The organism is Epilithonimonas bovis DSM 19482, from assembly GCF_900108115.1.
In the GTDB taxonomy this organism is placed as follows: Bacteria; Bacteroidota; Bacteroidia; order Flavobacteriales; family Weeksellaceae; genus Epilithonimonas; species Epilithonimonas bovis.
In genome coordinates, this window is the sequence record NZ_FTPU01000003.1 from 51579 (window position 1) to 69700 (window position 18122).

Consider the following 18122-nt stretch of genomic DNA (forward strand, 5'->3'; position numbering starts at 1 on the left):
AATTAATCAATAAAATAATGCGAAAAGCTGGAAACATCAAACTTCCAACTTCGAGCTTCCAACCTAAAAAAATATGTTTGACCTAGACCGCTGGCAGGAGATATTCAGTTCCATTCGCAGTAATGTATTGCGGACGGTACTTTCCGGCTTTACGGTAGCTTTGGGATTATTTATCTTCATCGTTCTTTTTGGTATTGGTAATGGTCTCAATAATTCGTTTTCCAAAGCCTTTATGCGGGATGCTACCAATCTCATTATGATCTATGCCGGGAAAACAACAGTTCCTTATGCCGGATTGCAGTCCGACAGGCAGATATCGTTTAATAATTCAGATTTTGACGCGATACAGAAGGAAAGCGGAAAAAAAATGGAATATGGCTCACCCAGATATACGAGTAATATGCTTGTAAAATATGGCAACGAGAGTGGAAATTATCAGGTCAACGGCGTATTGGGTGATGAGAAATTCCTGGAAAACCGTACTATGATAGACGGCCGTTATATCAATGCAATGGATAATGAGCGCAAACAGAATGTAGCATCTATAGGTAGAATGGCCTGGCGCGATCTGATAAGAGACGGAAACCCCATTGGTAAAGATCTGGAAATCAACGGCACGATGTTCAAGGTTGTTGGCGTTTTTTCTGATCCCGGCGGAGATAACGACGAGAGGCATATTTCTATACCACTTTCTACGCTCCAGCAGATGAAGAAAAGCTCTGATACCGTAAGTACCATTATGTTGTCTTATGATCAGACAATGACGCCCGACCAAGCTGTAAAATATGGTAACGAAATAGAAAAAACGGTGAGGAAAAGACATAAAATTTCGCCGGATGACCAGCAGGGTATTTTTGTAAATAATAATGCCAGCAATACCAAGGATTCTTTTGCTTTCCTGTTTGTGATTACGGCTGTTGTAGGATTTATAGGTCTTGGGACGTTGTTGGCAGGGATTATCGGGATTAGCAATATTATGGTGTATATCGTAAAAGAAAGAACCAAAGAGATTGGCGTAAGAAAAGCGATTGGTGCTAAACCTGCCGGGATTGTCGCTCTGATTCTTCAGGAGAGTATTGTTATTACAGTAATCTCCGGATTGATAGGCGTTGGGCTTGGTGTTTTGGCGCTCAAATTAATAGGCAATAATCTGGAAGGTTATTTTATCACAGAACCTTCTGTTGGATGGGGACTGATCGCTGTGGCATTTTTCTGTCTGGTAATTTCGGGGACTATCGCGGGGTTTGTGCCGGCTTACCGGGCATCCAAGATAAAACCTATTGAAGCACTGAGAGCAGAATAATTATACGAGTTTAGGAGTCTGAGGATTGGCGAGTGAGAAAAGAAAGCTTATGAGTTTTCAAATTGTAGAAAATTAATAATATCAACCATTAATTATCATTAATAAATAAAACGTGAACATACTTTTTAAAAGAGATACCTGGCAGGAGATTTATTATTCCCTTCGGAATAATAAACTGAGGACCTTTCTTACAATGATAGGCGTGGGTTGGGGTATGTTCTTGTATGTTAGTCTTTTGGGAGCGGCAAAAGGGATGGAAAACGGATTCAATAAGTTGTTTTCAGGTTTTGCGACCAACTCTATTTTTCTTTGGCCACAAAAAACCAATATCCCGTATGAGGGTTTTCCCAAAGGGCGAACTATGAATCTTCATCTCAAGGACATTGATTATCTACAGAAAAAAATACCGGAAATCGATTATATTTCGCCACAAAGTGTGAGAGGTAATTTTGGAACACCGGGCGATCAGATTTCCCGGAACGGTAAAAAAAACACCTATATGATTACCGGGGATTTCCCTGTCGGTAATCAGATTTCGCAGAAAAAATTGATTTTTGGACGTTACCTCAATGACCAGGACATCAGCCAGAAAAAAAATGTGATTGTCATAGGAGAAGAAGTTTACAAAAATTTGTTTGATGCTAAAAAGAACGAAAATCCCATTGGGAAATCTGTCAGTTTAAAAGGCGTTTTTTTTTCGGTAATTGGTGTCTTTCGGGTTAAAAAAGGTGGCGGAATGGAGAGTGACCGCTCAGCCTACATCCCATTTACAACCTATACAGGTTTGTATAACGAGGGTGATAAAGTTGGTTTTTTTGCCATTGTCGGCAAACCAAATGCCGATGTTGCCAGCATAGAAACCAAAGTGAAAGAGGAGTTGAAAAAAATCAACCATGTCTCGCCAGAGGATACCAATGCATTTGGAAGTTTTAATGTGGGAAAAGAATTTAAAAAACTCACAGGATTCCTCTCCGGGATGCAGTTGCTGACGATTATTGTCGGGACACTGACGATTTTGGCAGGTGTTATCGCCATCTCAAATATCCTCTTGATCACCGTGAAAGAAAGAACCAAGGAAATAGGCATTAGAAGGGCTTTGGGAGCAAAACCGTCAGAGGTAAGAAATCAGATACTTTTAGAGAGTGTTGTGATTACTTTGTCTTCCGGATTGTTGGGTTTTTTGTCGGGGATTTTTTTGCTGATGATACTTAATATTGCGACGATGAACAATGATGCTTTCCCATTTTATAATCCAACGGTAGATTACAGCAACGTGTTTACAGCCATGGGGATTATGATTGTACTGGGACTGCTTATCGGCCTGATCCCGGCGCAAAGAGCGGTGAAAATCCGTCCTATTGAGGCATTAAGAACTGAGTGATTAATAATCATAAAAATCATTGACTTTATATTGAGTCGTAAAAAATAACAAACTATATTTCTATATAATGGAAAAAAAGAAATTTACATTCAAAAAGGCTGTTTCCATCGTTCTGGGGATTATTTTTGTCCTGGCGGTTGTCGGCGGAATCGGTTATCTCGTCAAATCCAATTCTAAGGAGAATGAAGTTTTCCTTACCAGAAAACCTAGTATCCAAAACCTGGATGATAAAGTAATGGCAACAGGTAAAATCGAGCCTCGGGAAGAGATCGAAATCAAACCTAATATCTCCGGAATTATCCAAAGCATTAATGTGGATGAAGGTGACAAAGTGGTGGCTGGCCAATTGTTGGCAACCATCAGGATTGTCCCCAATGTTACCGATGTTAACAATGCCACAATGAATGTAAACAATTCTCAAATCCAGTTGAGTAATGCCAAAATTAATGTTGACAATCAGCAAAAACAGTTTGCAATGCAGGAGAAGCTTTACAAGCAAGGTGTTATCTCTAAGCAGGAATATATCACTTCCCAACAGCAGTTGCAGACCACGTTACAGCAGCAGAAGCTGGCTGTTCAGCAACTGAATGCGGCTCAAAAACAATTACAAATTGTAAGAACAGGTGCTACGCCGGAATTGCAAAGTATGGCAACAACCCAGATCCGTGCAAAAGCTGCCGGGACCGTTCTGGAAATCCCTGTGAAAGTTGGTAGCCAGGTGATTGAGGCTAATGCCTTCAACGCAGGGACAACGATTTGTTCTATTGCCGACCTTAATTCATTAATCTTCAAAGGTGATATAGATGAAGCCCAGGCCGGAAAACTGAAACAGGGGATGGAGATGAATGTGGTTATTGGTGCGTTGCAAAACAAAACCTTCCCGGGTAAACTGACTTTGATTGCACCAAAAGGAACCGAGGAAAGCGGAACGATAAAATTTGCGGTAGAAGGTGATGTTTACAATAAAACCGGAGAATATATTCGCGCGGGTTTCAGTGCAAACGGGGAAATCTTATTAAGTTCTCAGAAAAATGCATTGCTTCTGGATGAGTCGCTCATCCAATACGAGAAAGGGAATAACAAAGCTTTTGTAGAAGTAAAACAGCCTAATGGCAGCTTCAAAAAAGTGTATGTAAAACTGGGTGCAAGTGACGGTATCAACGTTCAGGTTTTGTCAGGCATTGATAAAAATGCAGAGGTTAAAGTCTGGAACCCGTCTGATAAAGACAAGGAGGAGCTGAAAGACGCACAAAAAAAATAGACCTTTAAGTTATAATTGTTAAAAAGGAAATGGCTGCAAAATTTTGCAGCCATTTCTTATGTTTGGAAACCTTTGATATTACATTGGCCCTTGTTGTTCATCACCATTATCGTTGGCGTTGATGTCTTTTTTACGTTTTGGCTGGTCGATCTTTTCACCCTGTTTGAATCTGTAGGTTAAAGAGATGGAAGCCTGTCTCGGTTGCCATTGCATGTAAGAATCTCGTGTACTATTGGCTGTATAGGTTGTCGCACGCATAGATCTGGTGTTGAAGATATCCTGAATGTTAAAAGCAATGGTTCCATTGCCATTCCAAATTGTTTTGGATGCTCCAAAATTAACAGCATACATATCTTTCCTGTTCTGGTAATCGGTTTTTTGCCCGCCTCTGTAAAAACCTTGCAATTGGAGATTTAAAGTTTTATCAATTTTGAATGTAGAAGTTAGTCTAGATCTCGTAGAGATCCCATTTCCACTAAAGTTAGCTGTTGCTGTAATTGGATTTCCTAATACATCTAGCGTCTCATAAGGTGTGCTACCTTTTATATTGTACCCGAAGACGTCTACATTCCCCATAAATTTTAGCCAACTGGTAGCATCCCAATTAAAGTTAAGGTCTAACCCATACTTATCTTCAGTACCTAGGTTAATAGGTTTTGTGTGGAATTCTATTCTTTTACCGGTTTGTTGTATGCCGTTCTCATCAAAATATTCAAAATTTATGGCTTTATTATAAACCAACATCTTGGTGTCATCAGTTTCGTGCTTGAAGTACAATGTAGGGTTGATAGTAAATTTCTTTTTAGAAATACTGTAACCTAATTCGTAAGAATCTTCATAAGACGGATTCAGGTCGATGTTTCCATCAAATATATTCTGGTTATCACTGTAACTAGGATTTGGAATAAGGAAAAAACCTCTTGGCCGATCGATTCTTCTCGTGTAGTTAAGGAGTAGCTGATTGTCCTTTGCAAATTCGTAGCTTAAAAAGACACTTGGGAAAAGATTGTTGTAGTTTTTCTTCTTATTATCGATCGAATTTGTTCCTGCCAGATTGTGGTAATCGATTGTTACATTAGACTGTTCATCACGCAAACCAATTTGGTAGCCAACTTTTCCAATCTTACTCTTAAACTGAACATAGAAGGCATTGAAAAGTTCTTTATAATTAGCATCAAAAGTGTACAGTCCCAAATATTGTAAAGCAGGATTTACTGCAGTACTTTCCTGCACATTATTATCGTAGTTATTATTATTGGAGTCTAGTCTGTATCCAGCCTCCAGTTTGGAAACTTCTCCAATTGGTAATTCATAATCTGCTTTCAGAACAATATTCTTATTCAGGGTTTTCTGATTGATAATATTCTCAAGCGATGTTACATCACTGTAATTATCATATTCCTTTATGTTCGAATTATTATTAGAACGGTTTCTCTGTAAACTTAAAGATAATGAAAGATTTTGACCTTTATTATCGAATTTATGATCCAAACCAAAATCTCCCTGAAATGCTAGGTTATTAATGGTTCCCAAGTTTTTACGAAGCGTATGTGTGTTGTCTGTATTTAGTAAAATATAATCATAGTCAATATTACCAGTGTTTTGGCTGTCAAAAGTCCTCACTGTTCCGGAGGCATTTACCGATGTTTTTTCAGAAATGTCATAAACAATTCCTGCGGAGGCATTATAATTATCCGTTTTGTTATTAATTTCCGAATTCTGATGAGATTCTATTTGGTCACCTATTTTGGATGCATTATTGTAATAATTATCATTACGGTTTGTGTTTTTGCTTTCTCGGTAACCACCACCACCATTCAGAAACCAGGTGAAGTTACCTTTTCTCCAGCTCAGGTTGGTGTTGAGGTTGGTTTGGGGTAGGTATCCTAAAGTCCCGATAACGCTACCATTAAAACCTGTTTTTTTATTTTTCTTGAGGATGATATTAAGAATACCAGCAGTTCCGCTTGCCTCAAACTTAGAAGAAGGATTAGTGATTACCTCAATTTTTTCAATCTGATCTGCAGGAATACTTTGCAAGGCATTGGCACCATCATCTATCCCAAGTAGGGCAGAAGGTTTACCATTAATCAAAAATCTTACATTGGAGCTTCCTCTCATAGATACAGTTCCGTCTGTGTCCACAGAGACAGAAGGCACATTGGTAAGGACATCCTGCAGGCTTCCGCCTTTGCTAACTAAGTCCTGTGAAGGGTCGTAAGTTTTTTTATCAAGTTCTACTTTGTACGGTTTGGTTGAGGTAGCTGTAATTACAACACCTTGGATATCTGTCGTATTGGTCAGGTTGGCTTTCCCTTCGGAGATGATAATGAAAGGTGCAATAGCTCCGGCCTTTTCTACATTCACGGTCTGCGTGAATTTTTTATAATCTACAGCCTCGATGCTGACTTCGTAATTGCCGGGCGCAAGTTCCAGCTTGTAGCTGCCGTCTGCATCAGCTAGTACAGCATCGCTCAGTTGGCTGTTCTGTTGGTTTTTAAAAGTGATGGATGCATAACCTACACCTCCATTTGTATCTTGCACGTTTCCAGAAATATTGACTTTTTGCTGCGCCATTATAAAGCTGGCAGCACCAATGGTCAGTGCGAGACCAAAGATTTTTTTCTGAAATACGTTAACAATTTCCGTTCGTTCCATTATTTTTTAAATTTTCGTTTCGTTCTTTTTATTTTATCTGACGGCTGTTCAGCCAATCTTGGTAAGCCTTGGCATTGCTGGCATGCTGCGCATCATTATCTGTAAACTTATGATAACCAAATTTCGAAGGATCAGCACACATATAGATATAGTTGTTTTTTTCGGCGTCCAGGACAGCGTTCAAAGAGTTTTTGTCAACAATACAGATCGGCCCCGGCGGAATGCCTTTGTTAGCGTAAGTGTTGTAAGGCGACGGCTCTTTAAGGTCTTTGAAATAGACTCTTTTGATTTGCTTGGTAAAATTGCTGGCTTTGCTTACGGCATAGATAACGGTTGGGTCACTTTGCAGTTTCATCCCTTTTCGGTAACGGTTGATGTATAAACCTGCGATTGTTCTCTGTTCATCGGGTTTTCCCCCAGATTCTTTATAAACAATCGATGCCAATGCATAGATTTGATCTCTGGTTAACCCGGACTGTTTTTCTTTTGTGATCCTCTCTGCTGTCCAAAAATCTTTGTAATCGTTATCAAATTTTTCAAAAAATTCTTTTGGTGTTACAGTCCAGAAAAAATCATAAGTGTTATTGAAAAAATATTTCTTGAGATCCTCTGCATTTTTATAACCTCTGCTGATGGCGATCTCATCCAACTTTTGGATAAACGTGGCCGAATCTGTCTCCGTCTTTTTGCTCACTCTGCCAATCATCTGATAGACATCATCAAAATCTTTGATGCGGAAAGAATTGGGTGTCTGATTACCGGCAAGGATCATATTGGTGATTTCGCGGTTATTCATTCCGCGTTTCAGTTCGTATCGGCCGGGTTTGAAGTTGTCTTTCAGGTCTTTATCATCAGCAATACTTAGAAAGTTGTCTTTGTTTTTGATGAATGGTGTGATAGAATCCAGGATTTGCTTATAACCCGCTTTATGAGGTATAAGGACAAAACCTTCTTTTGCTACATTGTTACCAAGATATTTATTATAAAACCTGAATCCGAAAAATCCGAGGATAACGATTATAATGATAAATATGACAGGAATTATTTTTTTCATAATTTTTTAAAATGTCAGGCTTTTTATGTTGATTTCTCCTTCAAAAACCTGATTGGCAGGGCCTTCCAGCCAGATGTTACGGAATCCTTCACCCTCTTTTTCGGCGTATACTTTCAGCCGGCCACCTTTGACTTTTATTCCAACAGATGTTTGATTATTATTTTGCATAAAAGTTAAAGCAGCCGCCGTTACGCCAGTGCCGCAGCTGTACGTTTCATCTTCTACGCCACGCTCATAAGTTCTTACAAAAAGTTCTTTTTCGGATATCACTTGTACAAAGTTAACATTGATGCCATCTTTTCTATAAGTGTCAGAATTTCTGATTTTGTTACCATTTCTATAAACATCATAGTTGCTAACATCATCTACATATTGTATAAAATGAGGTGAACCAGTGTTCAAAACATAACTGTCTCCGTCCTTGGAAATGGAGGCAACATCTCCCATTTTTAGTTTAACTATGCCGTTATTAATTTCAGCTTCGTGGAGACCATCAATGGCGGAAAAAGTGGTTTTGTCTTCTATAATCCGTAGGAAATGGGCAAAAGCTACAGAACATCTCGCGCCATTACCACAAAAACTTTTTGATCCGTCGGAATTGTAATAATCCACTTCAAAATCTACACCTTGTGCTGTATTAATTTTGATAAGGCCATCTGCACCAATCCCAAACCTGCGGTCACAAAGCTTTTGTATTGTTTCATTAGAAAGATCGTCCCATTCGCCCAAACGGTTGTCTATCATTACAAAATCATTGCCTGTTCCCTGGTATTTATAAAATTTCATGAGTTACTAATCTGATTTTTAATTAATTAATGATTCTCTTGCTGCAAAAATCAAGCCTGTAAAATTAGTCAATTTATAAGGATTGCAATCTTGATATTTGTTATTTAAAATCAATCTAAATCTCTGATTGTTATTAACCGGCTTGATAGAATTTCTCAATTCCGGCGTTTGGATTTATTTTAATATTATTATTTATCTTTGTCTATTGAAAAAATGAAAGAAGATCAACTCCTTGCTCTTATCTTAAAGGCCAGAGAAAAAAATCAAAAGGCTCAGACACAACTCATTAATCTATTTTGGGTGGATGTTTTTTCTTTTGTGATGAACAGGGTAAAAGATGAGAATGATGCGGATGAAATTACAGTTTCTGTATTTTCAAAAGTACTCAACAAGCTTGATCTTTTTGATCCCAATTTTCAGTTCAAAACCTGGATACTCACGATTGCACAGAATACGATCATCGATTTCTGGAGAAAAAAAAGCCGGGAAAACGAAGATGCAAGTGCTGAGTTGCACAACCACAAAAATGATTTTGCAAGATCTCCGGAAGAATTATTGATTTCTGAAGAAGACCAGCAAAAAATTATTAAGATAATAGAAACAATGGATGCTAAAAATCAGGATATCATCCGCCTGAGGTTTTTTGAAGAAAAAAGCATCAAAGAAATTGCAGAAGAACTTAATCTCTCGGTTGCCAATGCAAAAGTGAGAATCATGAGAGCCAAAAAAATCCTGGCAGAACTTTTAAAAGAAGATGAAACGGATTTTTAAAACGAATTAGAATAAGATGTTCGCAGCTGTTGGTTTGCAAGGAAACCTAACACAAGGATAAAAAATCTTAAACCGAGTAATGGAAGAAACAATTGTATCACAAAAACCCAAATGGATACGCGTAAAATTACCAACTGGTAAAAATTACCGTGAACTGAGAAATTTGGTAGACAAATATAAACTCAACACCATTTGCCAAAGCGGAAGCTGCCCCAATATGGGCGAGTGCTGGGGCGAGGGAACAGCCACCTTTATGATCTTAGGAAACGTGTGTACACGCTCTTGTGGATTTTGTGGCGTAAAGACCGGAAAACCCGAGAATGTCAACTGGGACGAGCCGGAAAAGGTAGCCCGGTCTATCAAATTAATGAAAATTAAACATGCTGTTTTAACATCCGTTGACAGAGATGACCTCAAAGATATGGGCTCTATCCTGTGGGCAGAAACGGTGAATGCCGTGCGCAGGATTTCTCCCGGAACTACGATGGAAACGCTGATTCCCGATTTTCAGGGGATTACAAAACATCTGGACAGGATGATAGACGCAGCGCCGGAAGTGATCTCTCATAATATGGAAACTGTGAAACGGCTTACAAGAGAAGTAAGAATCCAGGCCAAGTACGAGCGAAGTTTAGACGTTCTCAGATACCTGAAAGAAGCCGGGCAAAACCGCACCAAAACCGGTGTCATGTTGGGCTTGGGCGAAACTAAAGATGAGGTTTTCCAAACGATTGAAGATATCAGGAACGCGAATGTGGACGTGATCACGCTGGGGCAATATTTGCAGCCCACCAAAAAGCATCTGCCTGTGAAAAGTTTTATTACACCAGAGGAGTTTGATGAATTTGGTGAGTTTGCGCGCAATTTAGGTTTTCGACACGTAGAAAGTTCTCCATTGGTGAGAAGTTCTTACCACGCAGAGAAGCATATCCATTAATTATTATTGAATTTCAAATATTTATAAAAAGTCGGAGGGTTTTAACTTCCGGCTTTTTTATTGTGAATTACAAAACTTAATTATAAAATAAATAAAAGGCTAAAAATCAAAATATTGTAGTTTAAAAATATATCACCAATACGTTTCAAGAACATAAGTAAAAAATTAAAATGTTTAGAGGTCATCATTTAATTACATACTGAAAAATATAGTGTTCTCAATAATAATGCAGATTTTAAAGATTTAAATTTGAGAATCTGTGTAATCATAATAATATGCGAGAACTAAAAATAATCAGAAATCCTTTCAATAAAGGATATTTCGTGATATGAAAAGATCTATGACCTCTAAAAATATTAAATGCAAGTCTTAAACCTTAGCCAAAAAATCCTCAAACTGCGTCGCTTTTATGGATACCGAACCATCTTCCAGAATCTTGTCCAGGATGATATTTTCTATCTGGTTGACAGACTGGATATCAAAAGGTTTGGTGACACGGACATAGTTTTCTGTGAAACCGTGCATAAAACCGTTTTTGTCCTCATGTTCCCACAACACTGGCAGTTTTTTACCTAACTGCGTTCTGTAGAATTCCATTTTCTTTTTTTCAGAAAGGATACGCAGCATTTTGTTTCTTCGTTTTCGTTCAGGGATGGGAACTGCACCATCCATAGAAGCCGCTTCTGTATTTTCTCTTTCGGAATAGGTGAAAACATGAAGATAGCTAATGGGCAAACTGTTCAGGAAATTGTAAGTCTCCATAAACAATGCTTCTGTCTCGCCGGGAAATCCCACAATTACATCCACGCCAATGGCTGCATCAGGCATGACTTCTCTGATTTTTGCGACACGATTCTTGTACAAAGTGGTCAGATAACGGCGTTTCATTTTTTTTAGCAATTCATCGCTACCGGATTGTAATGGGATGTGAAAATGCGGTACAAAACTTCTGCTCTTGGAAACTAAGTCTATACTTTCATCTTTGAGAAGATTCGGTTCGATGGATGATATTCGGATTCTCTCGATGCCATCAACTTTATCAAGCTCAGTGATAAGATCAAGAAAAGTATGCTCGTGTTTTTTGTTGCCAAATTCACCTTTGCCGTAATCACCTATATTAACGCCTGTTAAAACAATTTCTTTTATATCTCTCGCAGCAATTTCTTTGGCATTATTAACAACATTATCAATGGTATCCGAACGTGAAATCCCTCTGGCTAAAGGAATTGTGCAATACGTGCATTTGTAATCACATCCATCCTGAACTTTGAGAAAAGCTCGGGTCCTGTCACCAATAGAATAAGAACCTACGAAAAAATCGGCTTCATCTATCTCACAGGAATGGATCTGGGCAAAGCTTTCAGATTTTTCCAAATCATCGAGATAACTCAGGATGTTAAATTTTTCTTTGGCTCCTAAAACCAAATCCACACCATCAATCGCCGATATCTCCTCCGGTTTCAGTTGGGCATAACAGCCAATGATGACCACCAATCCGTCGGGATTTGCTTTTGCTGCCCGTTTCACATGTAGTTTGCACTCTTTATCAGCATTTTCTGTAACAGAACATGTATTAATGATATATACTTTTGCGGGCTCATCAAAATTAACTTTCTGATAACCGGCATCCGTCAATTGTCGGGCAATGGTAGAGGTTTCTGCAAAATTCAGTTTGCAGCCAAGTGTATGAAAAGCAACGGTTTTTGGTTGTGAAATTACATCTGACATAAGGATGCAAAGTTATTAATAAAATCCAAAACCTTCCAAATGAAGTATTTCCAAAAAAAATCCGGTAGAAACCGGATTTTAATACTTAATTTTTCTTTTTTGGGACTTTCAGCCCTTTTTCCCTTGCTTCGGAAATACCTATTGCAACAGCTTGCTTTCTACTTGTGACTTTGTCACCTGAGCTGGATTTTAGTTTGCCTTCTTTGTATTCCTGCATTACTTTTCCAACTTTATCCTGAGCTTTGTCAGAATATTTTTTTGTAGTTGCCATATATATTATTCTTTGGATTTTGGGACGCTTACCGCCAATTCATAAACTTTGGTATGCATCAGATATTTTGAACGCTCCCGAGAGGTTATGTTTTCTACCTCTCCTTTGTATAAAACAATAACTGCATCTTCTTTTATCTGCCAGTCGGCATCAGAGAAATATTTTTCGTCCGGGCTTTTATCTGTAATTTCTGTTTGTCGTTCTTTGAGTTTATCAGCAATCTCCTGAAAGCCTTCATCAGACGATTGCAAAATTTTGTAATCAGGGCCAGCGTAAGCCTGATAAACCTTGTTATTATCCAATAAATGTTGTGAATTGTCTTCTACTGGATTATCATTACCGTCCAAAAAACCTACTTCCAGTAATCTTCCGTTTCTTTCTTCAGCAAATTTTTTGGCTTCCCCCACAGAGTCAAAACCTGTGTACAGGTTGCTGTCATCATACTCGTATTTTGTTAGTTTATCAATGATATTTTCGTTTTCCATAATCTGATTTTTTTTGATTATTTATAACAATTATTCTGCCAAGCTGTCATATGTTGAGAAGAAATATCCTATAAAATGATGTTAATCAATTGGATGTCTGACAGCATTTTGCTTCTTAATATTAATAAATTTTTAAAAATGGTTAAACTTCGTTAAAAGTGTAACACTAAATTTTTAGTTCATACTAATTTAGCATTAAATTTGTCTAACAAAAATCTCAAAAAAGAAATGAATATTAAAATGAAGAATACATTAAAAAAACTAATGCCTTTTGCATTGACCGGAGTAATATCGGGAGCAACAGTTTTCGGAGCCAGCCAATATTATAGTTCAGAAAACAACGGAGAAGATTTCTCCTATTTTACAAAATCGTCTAAAAATTCTGCCTTTGTAGGAATGGGATCTGCAGTAGGTGATGACTTTGTAAAAGCGTCCAAAACTACAGTTCCGGCAGTAGTAACTATTAAAAATTATCAGGACAGAGCTTCTCAAAGAGTTTCTGAAAGTGATATGTTCGATTTTTTCTTTGGCCCATTTGGTGGAAACCAGCAAAGACAGCAACCACAGCAAACGCCTAAGAATATGCCTTCGGGATTAGGTTCTGGTGTAATTATTTCGCCGGATGGCTACATTATTTCTAATAATCACGTTGTAGCAGGCGCTAATAAGCTGGAAGTCGTCTTAAGCAATAAGAAATCTTATGTTGCCACCTTAATTGGGACAGATCCTAATACAGATATTTCGTTGCTTAAAATTGAAGAAAAAGGTTTGCCTTACCTTAATTTTGCCAACTCTGATATGGTAGAAGTGGGACAATGGGTTTTGGCTGTAGGTAACCCGCTTGGGCTTAACTCTACCGTAACCGCAGGGATTGTTTCTGCCAAAGGAAGAAGTATTGATATACTTAGCCAGCAGTCCAGAACGCCTATAGAAAACTTTATCCAGACGGATGCGGCCATTAATCCTGGTAACAGTGGTGGAGCTCTGGTTAATATCAATGGTGATCTGATTGGTATTAATACTGCCATCCAGTCCAAAACCGGTTATTATGAAGGCTACGGATTTGCAGTGCCATCTAATCTTGCCAGGAAAATTGTAGAAGACATTAAGAAATATGGCTTGGTACAAAGAGGTTTCTTGGGCGTGGGAAGTCTTGACCTTTCCAATGATATGCAGGTTGCGGCCTATAATCAAAAAAATAAATCTAACCTGAAAGTGGGAGACGGTATCTTTGTAACCGAAGTTACAGGGAAAAGCGGCGCTGAGGATGCAGGCATCAGGATGGGCGACGTTATTACAAAAATTGATAATACCACTATTGGCAGCTTTGCAGATCTCTCTTTTGCCATCGGAAGCAGACGTCCTGGTGACAAAGTAGCTGTGACATATACCAGAAACGGAAAACCCAACACAGTTACTGTAACATTGAAGGACCAAAAGGGCGGAACCTCATCCAGAAGCAAAGCTGATCTGTCTGTAACAGAAAAGATTGGATCTGAGTTTGAGCCGCTTAGCGAAAGAGTGAAAACTGATTACGGCCTTGAAAGCGGAGTAATTGCCAAAAATATTACCGAGGGCAGCGAGATGGATAAAATTGGCGTTGTAGATAATTATATCGTAATGGAAATCAATGGAAAACCGGTTAACTCCCAAAAAGATGTTGAAAAAATACTGAATGGATACAAAGGTAACGTTCAGGTAAAATATGTAGACAGCTATGGTAGGATTACCACAAGAGGTTTTAAAATGCCATAACAGTTAGTCTTAAAAAATTGAAACCCAATCCTGAAAAAGATTGGGTTTTTTGTTTTTATCATCGGATTACTTTTTTTTCTAACTTTGACTTATGCCAATGGTATGAAAAAAATTAGATGCATAATCGTAGAAGATCAGGAAATTGATCGATTGATGCTCCAACATCTTGTTAAACAACAGGATATACTGGAGCTGGTCGCCGCTGTGGATTCTGCTGAAAATGCCAAAGCGCTGATCAATGATACCGTGGACTTACTCTTTCTGGATATCGATTTGCCGGATTGCTCGGGGATAGAGATGAGAAAGATGTACCAGCACGTGCCGGCCTGCATTTTCATCAGTTCCCATCCGGAATATGCTGTAGAAACATTTGAACTGGATACTCTGGATTTTATCTCAAAACCTCTTAAGAAAGAACGCTTTGACTATTCTGTCAATAAACTGGCTGATTTCTTCAGTATGAAAGAAAAGTCAGAATATTTTGATATCCTTACAGGATCCCAGTTTTTGAATATCAAAGAAGGGCATGAGACCGTACAGATCAAGATTTCTGATATTATATATCTGGAAGCCCTGAAAGATTATACGCGTCTTATAACAGCTCAAAAAAAACACTGCGTGCTCTCATCCATCGGGCAGATTCTAAAAGACCGTCATTTTTCCACTTTTGTAAGAATCCATAAAAGTTACGCTGTACCCAAACATCTTATTACCAGAAAAAACAGCTACGAAGTTATGATAAGCCACAATAATATCAGTCTCCCAATTGGCCGGGCTTTTAAGGAGAATTTAAACTTTTTTTGATCTCAAAATAATATAAGTTTCACCAATCAGCAGATCACTTTTTACATCGATGTTGCAGTGGATCGATTTGCATAGGTCTCTGATAACATGCAAACCCAACCCGGTTCGTAATCCTACACTTTCCCGGTCATCATACAGCGCACGGAATTTATCCAGATTAGCCCCGCCACCGTTGTCGGAAATTTCTATTACACTTTCCGCATTTTCTTCCCAGGCCCGGCAGATGATAAGTGCGCCGCTTTTATTTTGTAACACTTTGATACTGTTGTTGATGAGGTTGCGTATAATAGTTTTAAGGTATTCTTTGTCTGTGTAGATCGTCATCTCTTGTGGGTTACGAAAGGATATATCAATATTCTGAACCCACACAAATTCATTTTTCACTTCGGAAAAGATATCCTCAACTTTGTAATGTTTCAGTGCAGGGACAAAATTATCCATTTGGCCTTTGCTCCAAAGCAATAGATCTTCCATCTGGTTTAATAGCTGTTCTGTGGCTTTGGTTGTTTGCAGCTCGAGGCGGTCTTTGGTTTCATTATTCATCATTTCCGGCGCCTCTTTTTGCAGGTGCAGAAAGTTAATTAGGGATATTACAGGGCTTCTGAGGTCATGATTCAGTATCCCAAAAAACTGCATTTTGGTTTTATTGGCCTTATCCAGTTCCGCATTCAGTTTCATGAGTTTGCGGTTGATTTTTTTTCTGTTGTTGCTCTGGTAATATAGCAATCCTCCGATGATGCCAATGGCAACAAGGCCAGACAGGAGATAGATTCTTTGCTTCTCTGAATTTTTTATATTTAATTCGTGGATGGTATTTTCGGTAACAAGAGATTTTATTTCCTGCATTTTTCCTTTGTTTTGAAATTGTGCTTCTGCATTGGCCAAACTCTGTTTTCCGGACTCGAGCGCAAGAGAATCATTCGTCTGGCTGTAAGCTTTATAATACTCATAAGCTTTTTTCCATTGGTTTTGGGCGGCGTAGCTTTCGGATAGTTTTTTATTAATTTCAGAATAAAACCGTTTGTCATAGACATAAGCAAAATTAAGCGCTTTTGTGAGGGTGGTAATGGCCTGACGGTATTTTCCCTGTTGAAAGAGAACTTTCCCTTTGATTGTATTGGCCTCCATCAGGATCTCTTCGTCATTAGACTTTGTTGCAAAAAGTAGAGCCTTGTCTGCATAATCATCGGCCAGGTTCAACCTGTTTTTATCCAGATAAAACTCAGACATATTCCTGTTGGCATAACTGATGTTGAGAAAGAGCATGGGATTGTATCTTGCAGTCTCATACAACTCGGTGTAATATTTTTTTGCAAGGTCTATTTTCCCCAGACGGGTATACGCTTCTATAAAGGTGTTATATAAAAAGGCAATGCCATCTGATTTTTTGAGATAAGAGGTGGCATAATTACAATATTCTATCGCCTTTTCGTATTGCTTCATATCATTATAAGCATCAGCAATCTGGAGGTAAGACACACCAATATTGTTATCATTGAGTTCGTTTTTATTTTTATCAAGGAGCAGGTAATCAATAGCTTTGAGTTTATAATTGATAAAGTTTTCAAACTCTGATCTGTCCAGGTAATATTCGCCGATACTTCCTAATAATATGGCTTTAGAATGACGGGTTCTTACCGTATCCACAATTTTTTTAACATAATTAATGAGGTCTTCTCCTTTTTTAAATTCTTTCAGAGAGTAATACATATAATTCAGCCGCATGAGTGACAAAGCCTCTTGCTTCAGATAATGAGTTTGTTGCGCAAGCTTCAGCGATTTTTCAAAATTAGCAGCAGCAGACCTGTATTGATTATTGGTGTACTCATAACCATAACCTTTGTAAAAATAAAATTGGGATAAATACCTGGGATACTCTTTGGAAAGATGAATGCCGGTTTCTGCCTCACGGATAAGCAAAGTATAATTTTCTGACTCTGCCAAAGACTCACAATAGGCTTCCCAGGCTTTGATTTTCTCTTCTGATGTTTTATATAAATAGAGATCCGGTTGCTTCTGTGCGGGCAATAGCAATAATGAGAGTAATGAAAATAGCAGGTATATTTTCCTCATTATTAATGGTTTATAATATAAATATAAAGCTACAATAATTTTTTCATCCATGTCATTGGTCTATTAAAATTGTCGTTAGTCTATTATAAAGTTTTACTGGTATCGCCTGAATATATCTTTGGGTTATAAATATTTATCCTTTGGAATCACCATGATTTAACCTGGTAACACAATCACCAATAAAGATTAAGGCGATAACATATCACCACTAAAAACAAAAATCTACATATGAAACATCAACTATTATTTAGCCTGATTTTCCTGCTAATGCTGCCTGCAGGATTGTTAAAGGCTCAGAAAACAATTTTGGCTGCCGGTAACATGGCCAGTGGCAGCGGCGGCAGTGCCACATATTCTGTAGGGCAGATAGATTACCTGCAAAAAGGGACGAATGCACAAGTGATGGAAGGTGTACAACATGCCTATGAGATTATAACACTGGCAGTAGAAGATTTGGCCGGCAAAGACCGCAATATACTTCTCTATCCCAATCCTGTGAGGGATGTAGTGTTTGTAGAATTCGGTGACCAAAACTATCATAATTCTGATTATATCCTGTTTGATTCGCAGGGCAGGCAACTTAAGACAGGCCGCCTCAATCAACAAAAATCCGAACTGGACTTTTCATTACTGCCTTCTTCCGTTTACATCATGCAGATTTTGCAGAAAAACCAGAAAGTCAAAACATTTAAGATTATCAAAAAATAATTTGATCAAAGGCTATGTGCAAGTATTTTTTAGCAATTGCAATAGCTGATTATTCATCAAAAAACAAAAAATTTTATATATGAAATCGCCCAAATTTGAAAACTCAAACACCAATGAAAATTAGGCGATTGCATATGACTATAATAA

The 18122-nt window shown here is 38.1% G+C and carries 15 protein-coding genes; 8 read left to right on the forward strand and 7 right to left on the reverse strand.

Annotated elements, in window-relative coordinates; translation table 11 throughout:
• The first annotated feature begins 73 nt into the window (after positions 1–73).
• The 3 genes from B0B05_RS01905 to B0B05_RS01915 all read left to right on the forward strand — a co-directional run bounded on the left by B0B05_RS01905 (position 74) and on the right by B0B05_RS01915 (position 3945).
• Positions 74–1303 (forward strand): ABC transporter permease, encoded by a 1230-nt coding sequence (locus B0B05_RS01905; RefSeq protein ID WP_076781815.1) that lies wholly within the window; start codon positions 74–76, stop codon positions 1301–1303.
• A gap of 112 nt (positions 1304–1415) precedes the next feature.
• Positions 1416–2684 carry an ABC transporter permease gene (locus B0B05_RS01910; protein ID WP_076781816.1) on the forward strand — a complete coding sequence of 423 codons (1269 nt, stop codon included), beginning with the start codon at positions 1416–1418 and terminating at the stop codon, positions 2682–2684.
• Between the two features lie 67 nt (positions 2685–2751).
• Positions 2752–3945 carry an efflux RND transporter periplasmic adaptor subunit gene (locus tag B0B05_RS01915; RefSeq protein WP_173786321.1) on the forward strand — a complete coding sequence of 398 codons (1194 nt, stop codon included), beginning with the start codon at positions 2752–2754 and terminating at the stop codon, positions 3943–3945.
• A 78-nt stretch (positions 3946–4023) separates the two neighbouring features.
• Here B0B05_RS01915 and B0B05_RS01920 read toward each other — a convergent pair whose 3' ends face one another.
• Genes B0B05_RS01920 through dapF form a run of 3 tightly spaced genes read right to left on the reverse strand, consistent with a single transcriptional unit; the run spans position 4024 to position 8443 of the window.
• Complete coding sequence (locus B0B05_RS01920; RefSeq protein ID WP_076781818.1) at positions 4024–6603, reverse strand: TonB-dependent receptor domain-containing protein; 2580 nt, start codon at positions 6601–6603, stop codon at positions 4024–4026.
• A gap of 28 nt (positions 6604–6631) precedes the next feature.
• Positions 6632–7657: an endolytic transglycosylase MltG gene (mltG, locus tag B0B05_RS01925; RefSeq protein WP_076781819.1), complete on the reverse strand. Its 1026-nt coding sequence runs from the start codon at positions 7655–7657 to the stop codon at positions 6632–6634.
• A gap of 6 nt (positions 7658–7663) precedes the next feature.
• On the reverse strand, positions 7664–8443 hold the full coding sequence (dapF, locus tag B0B05_RS01930) for a diaminopimelate epimerase (RefSeq protein WP_076781820.1): 780 nt from the start codon (positions 8441–8443) through the stop codon (positions 7664–7666).
• Positions 8444–8656: 213 nt separating this feature from the next.
• On the opposite strand from dapF, the gene B0B05_RS01935 reads away from it, so the two are divergent.
• Positions 8657–9214, forward strand: a complete 558-nt coding sequence (locus B0B05_RS01935; protein ID WP_076781821.1) for an RNA polymerase sigma factor — start codon at positions 8657–8659, stop codon at positions 9212–9214.
• A 79-nt stretch (positions 9215–9293) separates the two neighbouring features.
• Positions 9294–10151 carry a lipoyl synthase gene (gene lipA, locus B0B05_RS01940; RefSeq protein ID WP_076781822.1) on the forward strand — a complete coding sequence of 286 codons (858 nt, stop codon included), beginning with the start codon at positions 9294–9296 and terminating at the stop codon, positions 10149–10151.
• A gap of 369 nt (positions 10152–10520) precedes the next feature.
• Here the strand turns inward: lipA and mtaB are convergent, their stop codons facing one another.
• From mtaB to B0B05_RS01955, 3 genes are all read right to left on the reverse strand, one after another.
• On the reverse strand, positions 10521–11879 hold the full coding sequence (gene mtaB / locus B0B05_RS01945; protein WP_076781823.1) for a tRNA (N(6)-L-threonylcarbamoyladenosine(37)-C(2))-methylthiotransferase MtaB: 1359 nt from the start codon (positions 11877–11879) through the stop codon (positions 10521–10523).
• Positions 11880–11964: 85 nt separating this feature from the next.
• The gene (locus tag B0B05_RS01950) at positions 11965–12150 is read right to left on the reverse strand and encodes a DUF6496 domain-containing protein (protein WP_076781824.1); all 186 of its coding nucleotides are present in this window, start codon (positions 12148–12150) and stop codon (positions 11965–11967) included.
• Positions 12151–12155: 5 nt separating this feature from the next.
• Positions 12156–12635: a hypothetical protein gene (locus B0B05_RS01955; RefSeq protein WP_076781825.1), complete on the reverse strand. Its 480-nt coding sequence runs from the start codon at positions 12633–12635 to the stop codon at positions 12156–12158.
• 240 nt (positions 12636–12875) lie between these two features.
• Here B0B05_RS01955 and B0B05_RS01960 point away from each other — a divergent pair, with 240 nt between their 5' ends.
• Complete coding sequence (locus B0B05_RS01960) at positions 12876–14390, forward strand: Do family serine endopeptidase (protein WP_076781903.1); 1515 nt, start codon at positions 12876–12878, stop codon at positions 14388–14390.
• A 102-nt stretch (positions 14391–14492) separates the two neighbouring features.
• On the forward strand, positions 14493–15194 hold the full coding sequence (locus tag B0B05_RS01965; protein WP_076781904.1) for a LytR/AlgR family response regulator transcription factor: 702 nt from the start codon (positions 14493–14495) through the stop codon (positions 15192–15194).
• Here B0B05_RS01965 and B0B05_RS01970 read toward each other — a convergent pair.
• On the reverse strand, positions 15180–17267 hold the full coding sequence (locus B0B05_RS01970; RefSeq protein WP_159435812.1) for a tetratricopeptide repeat-containing sensor histidine kinase: 2088 nt from the start codon (positions 17265–17267) through the stop codon (positions 15180–15182). The genes B0B05_RS01965 and B0B05_RS01970 overlap by 15 nt on opposite strands.
• 228 nt (positions 17268–17495) lie before the next feature.
• On the opposite strand from B0B05_RS01970, the gene B0B05_RS01975 reads away from it, so the two are divergent.
• Complete coding sequence (locus B0B05_RS01975) at positions 17496–17975, forward strand: T9SS type A sorting domain-containing protein (protein WP_076781827.1); 480 nt, start codon at positions 17496–17498, stop codon at positions 17973–17975.
• Positions 17976–18122: the final 147 nt, after the last annotated feature.

Bases quoted from the DNA above. Each gene is read 5' to 3' on its own strand.
- B0B05_RS01955 (WP_076781825.1), bottom strand. From the start codon at position 12,635: ATGGAAAACGAAAATATCATTGATAAACTAACAAAATACGAGTATGAT.
- B0B05_RS01975 (WP_076781827.1), top strand. From the start codon at position 17,496: ATGAAACATCAACTATTATTTAGCCTGATTTTCCTGCTAATGCTGCCT.
- B0B05_RS01950 (WP_076781824.1), bottom strand. From the start codon at position 12,150: ATGGCAACTACAAAAAAATATTCTGACAAAGCTCAGGATAAAGTTGGA.
- B0B05_RS01965 (WP_076781904.1), top strand. From the start codon at position 14,493: ATGAAAAAAATTAGATGCATAATCGTAGAAGATCAGGAAATTGATCGA.
- mtaB (WP_076781823.1), bottom strand. From the start codon at position 11,879: ATGTCAGATGTAATTTCACAACCAAAAACCGTTGCTTTTCATACACTT.
- B0B05_RS01970 (WP_159435812.1), bottom strand. From the start codon at position 17,267: ATGAGGAAAATATACCTGCTATTTTCATTACTCTCATTATTGCTATTG.
- B0B05_RS01935 (WP_076781821.1), top strand. From the start codon at position 8,657: ATGAAAGAAGATCAACTCCTTGCTCTTATCTTAAAGGCCAGAGAAAAA.
- B0B05_RS01920 (WP_076781818.1), bottom strand. From the start codon at position 6,603: ATGGAACGAACGGAAATTGTTAACGTATTTCAGAAAAAAATCTTTGGT.
- B0B05_RS01960 (WP_076781903.1), top strand. From the start codon at position 12,876: ATGAAGAATACATTAAAAAAACTAATGCCTTTTGCATTGACCGGAGTA.
- lipA (WP_076781822.1), top strand. From the start codon at position 9,294: ATGGAAGAAACAATTGTATCACAAAAACCCAAATGGATACGCGTAAAA.
- B0B05_RS01905 (WP_076781815.1), top strand. From the start codon at position 74: ATGTTTGACCTAGACCGCTGGCAGGAGATATTCAGTTCCATTCGCAGT.
- B0B05_RS01915 (WP_173786321.1), top strand. From the start codon at position 2,752: ATGGAAAAAAAGAAATTTACATTCAAAAAGGCTGTTTCCATCGTTCTG.
- mltG (WP_076781819.1), bottom strand. From the start codon at position 7,657: ATGAAAAAAATAATTCCTGTCATATTTATCATTATAATCGTTATCCTC.
- dapF (WP_076781820.1), bottom strand. From the start codon at position 8,443: ATGAAATTTTATAAATACCAGGGAACAGGCAATGATTTTGTAATGATA.